The sequence below is a fragment of the Aromatoleum evansii genome (genome assembly GCF_012910805.1).
GTDB lineage: Bacteria > Pseudomonadota > Gammaproteobacteria > Burkholderiales > Rhodocyclaceae > Aromatoleum > Aromatoleum evansii.
Genome location: NZ_WTVK01000141.1, coordinates 1 through 2837, shown reverse-complemented (window position 1 = coordinate 2837; position 2837 = coordinate 1). Strand labels below are relative to the sequence as shown.

Here is a 2837-nt window from a genome sequence, read left to right as displayed (position 1 = left end):
GTGTGTGCATCGTGTCGTCCTGTCGGGGCGGGCGAATGTTCGATGGCTTTCATGTCCGGGGGTTCCGTGCGACGTGGCGCGTCGCGTGTCACAAACCCGACATTTGCGACGCGGCCTGCGAAGGCTGCGTGTAGTCAGGTTGTCATGTGTTTTCAGTGGCTTGGGAAGGGTTCACGGGCTTGGCACCGTCCTTGCGATAGCCCCATGAGCCTCGCCGCGTCGTCGTCGCGACGGCGCGGGGAACCGGATCTCATCCACACCGTCATCAAGGAGCCCACCATGGCCATGAAGATCATCGCCGACGAATGCACTGCCTGCGGCGACTGCAAGCCCGCCTGTCCGACCAAGTCGATCACCGAGAAGGGCGGGGTCTTCCGCATCGCCGCCGACACCTGTACGGAATGCGACGGCGATGCCGATTCGCCGCAATGCCTGGCGGTGTGCCCGGCCGGCGACAACTGCATCGTCTATCTGTGATGCGCGTGCAAAGCGCGGCCGGGCGCACGTTGCCCGGCCATCCGGGAACGAGGTCCGAATGAATGCGCCCACTGCCTGGGGGGTGCGCTGCCGCCAGCTCGCCGAGCCCGTCGTGGAAGCCTGCTCCGTGACCCCGGCTGCCGCAGGGCCGGCGGCACTCGCACACGAGATCCGCAAGCACCTGCCCGACTGGCCGTTCCGCGAGGTGCTATGCCGCGGCGGCTGGTACCGGCTGGGGGGCGTGATGGACGCCGACGGCGTGCGCGTGTCCGACAATCTCGAGCAATGGGCGGTCGCGGAACTGGAGGCGCGCGACGGCGAACTCGGCGCGTTGCTCGACGACTATGCGGGCTCGACGCTGCGTGCAACCCACCTGCGAGGCCGCACGCACTACTTCGCGGCCGCGACGCCGGGGCGGGCGAGCACGGACTTCGTCCAGCTGGAGGTCGAGGAGCTGCAGGAGACCTGGGCGTCGCCGCTGTTCCGCGACGAGGCCGCGCCGGGGACGCTGGACGAGCTGATCGACGCGCCCTGCGGCGGCGAGGCGTGCGCGGGCGAGCATGGGCCGCGCTGCGGCACGCCCGTCGAGGCCGCGCACTACCGCTTCCGCCGCCTCACGCATGTCGGCGATCTGCTCGCGCGGATGCGCACGCAGGCGCTCGAGCCGCAACCCATCCACCGCTTCGTCGCGGACTGGGATGCGTCCAGCGCGGGGCCGGCGACCGCCTTCTGCAACCACTGGGCGATCGCGCTGCGCGAGCATCTGGACCGCTTCCGGCAGACCATCGTGCGTGCGACGCCCATCCCCGCGCTGACCGGCGAGGCCCCGCGCTTCGGCGCGCGCGAGGGCGCGAGCGGGTTGTCGCTGCATGCGGCGCTGCTCGCCTTCGACCGCGCCGTCGGTTATCCGATGGCGTGGTACTTCGGCCTGCTCGCCGGCAAGGCGGTGGGGCACTGGGTGCCGGCCGCGGTGGCCTCCGACGCGGCGGCGGGGTTCTCCTATCTTCCCGAGCGCGATCTGGCGGTGGTGCGACAGTGGCTGCACCGGCCGTATGCGTTCTGAACGGAGGCCTGGTGCGATGTCCGGTGCACTGACGCATGAGGGCGTGGTCCGGTCGGTCGAGGGGGGCAGGGCTCTCGTCGCGGTGCCGGTGCAGGGCTGCTCCAGCTGCGGCGAACGTAGCCGTTGCGGGGTCGGCAAGCTCGCGGGCGGCGGCAAGGTGTCGCTCGTGACGGTGCCCGCATGCGCCGGCCTCGCGCCGGGCGATGCGGTGACGCTCGCGGCCGACCCGGACGCGATCAACCGCGCGGCGCTTTTCGGCTATCTGTTGCCGGCGCTGCTGATCGTCGCCGGCGCGGTCGGCGGGGACCGGCTCGCGCACACCGACATCGCTGCGGCGCTGGGCGCGTTTGGCGGCCTCGTGCTCGGCGTGCTCGTCACGCGGGCGCTGCCGCGGGTGCCCCTCGTGCTGCTGCGGCGCGATTGAGCGGGAGAACCACCCTCAGGCGAACGCGAGCAGCGGCAATTCCTCGCTGCCGAAGCATTCGCCGTGGTGCGCGCATACGCCGCAGGACGGCGCGCGGCAGGCACTGATGCCGACCTCTTCGCATAGTTGCTTGTAGAAGAACTTCTTCCAGCGCATGCCGTTCACGTTGCGCCCGGCGAGGCGCGGGAAGTGCTCGTGCAGCAGCGCCGACAGCTCGGCGCGCGAAGGCAGGCCGAGGTCGTGCCACAAGTGGTCCTCGCCCATGCAGGCGCGGGCGACGCATTCGGCCAGCGCGACCACGTCGGAGCTGCGCCCCGCGGCGCCCTGCAGCAGCAGGCGGCGCACGTCCTCGTACTCGTCGTGGCGTGCGCCGCTGGCGAACAGGCTGCCGCCGGGCTTCCAGCGCGCATCGATCATCGCGAGGTAGGCGGCGGCGGGGCGCATGTCACATCGCCTTCGGCGCATACGAGATGCAGCGCCGCGCACAGTTGTTGTTGCAGGACTCGCAGCCGACGCAGTTCTCCGGGTGCGCGATGTGCATCACCTTCTTCTCGTACTCCTCGTCCTCGTCCTCGATCGCGAACATCTCGCCATCGTCGTCGACGGCCATGAGCTGCAGCACCTCGCGCGCACAGGTCTTGAAGCAGCGGCCGCAGCCGATGCACTTGTCGTGGTTGATCGCGGCGATGAAGTTGGGCGTCCAGGCGACGCCCGAGGGCAGGGTGACGGTGAAGTGGGACATGGCTGCTCCGTGAATATTTGGGCGGCAATCAAGCGTATGAATTTGGCTCGGGCACCTTGTTCCTCCCCCTTCAAGGGGGAGGTTAGGAGGGGGATGGGTTTCTGCTGCGTCTGCTTAACCCATCCCCACCC

The 2837-nt window shown here is 69.9% G+C and carries 5 protein-coding genes; 3 read left to right on the top strand and 2 right to left on the bottom strand.

Annotation, left to right across the window (positions count from 1 at the left end; genetic code table 11):
* Window positions 1-204 precede the first annotated feature (204 nt).
* From GO615_RS27480 to GO615_RS27470, 3 genes are read left to right on the top strand one after another with little or no spacing between them, the layout of a single operon-like run.
* On the top strand, window positions 205-477 hold the full coding sequence (locus GO615_RS27480; protein WP_339379990.1) for a 4Fe-4S dicluster domain-containing protein: 273 nt from the start codon (window positions 205-207) through the stop codon (window positions 475-477).
* Window positions 478-535: 58 nt separating this feature from the next.
* Complete coding sequence (locus tag GO615_RS27475; protein WP_169133025.1) at window positions 536-1540, top strand: hypothetical protein; 1005 nt, start codon at window positions 536-538, stop codon at window positions 1538-1540.
* Between the two features lie 16 nt (window positions 1541-1556).
* Window positions 1557-1964 carry a SoxR reducing system RseC family protein gene (locus GO615_RS27470; RefSeq protein WP_169133024.1) on the top strand — a complete coding sequence of 136 codons (408 nt, stop codon included), beginning with the start codon at window positions 1557-1559 and terminating at the stop codon, window positions 1962-1964.
* A gap of 15 nt (window positions 1965-1979) precedes the next feature.
* Here GO615_RS27470 and GO615_RS27465 read toward each other — a convergent pair whose 3' ends face one another.
* Both GO615_RS27465 and fdxB read right to left on the bottom strand, forming a co-directional pair.
* Window positions 1980-2408, bottom strand: coding sequence for a nitrogen fixation protein NifQ (locus GO615_RS27465; RefSeq protein ID WP_169133023.1), 429 nt, complete (start codon window positions 2406-2408; stop codon window positions 1980-1982).
* Window position 2409: 1 nt separating this feature from the next.
* Window positions 2410-2706 carry a ferredoxin III, nif-specific gene (fdxB, locus tag GO615_RS27460; RefSeq protein WP_169133022.1) on the bottom strand — a complete coding sequence of 99 codons (297 nt, stop codon included), beginning with the start codon at window positions 2704-2706 and terminating at the stop codon, window positions 2410-2412.
* Window positions 2707-2837: the final 131 nt, after the last annotated feature.

Coding starts and splice junctions, on each gene's coding strand:
- GO615_RS27480 (WP_339379990.1), top strand. CDS start 205: ATGAGCCTCGCCGCGTCGTCGTCGCGACGGCGCGGGGAACCGGATCTC.
- GO615_RS27475 (WP_169133025.1), top strand. CDS start 536: ATGAATGCGCCCACTGCCTGGGGGGTGCGCTGCCGCCAGCTCGCCGAG.
- GO615_RS27470 (WP_169133024.1), top strand. CDS start 1,557: ATGTCCGGTGCACTGACGCATGAGGGCGTGGTCCGGTCGGTCGAGGGG.
- GO615_RS27465 (WP_169133023.1), bottom strand. CDS start 2,408: ATGCGCCCCGCCGCCGCCTACCTCGCGATGATCGATGCGCGCTGGAAG.
- fdxB (WP_169133022.1), bottom strand. CDS start 2,706: ATGTCCCACTTCACCGTCACCCTGCCCTCGGGCGTCGCCTGGACGCCC.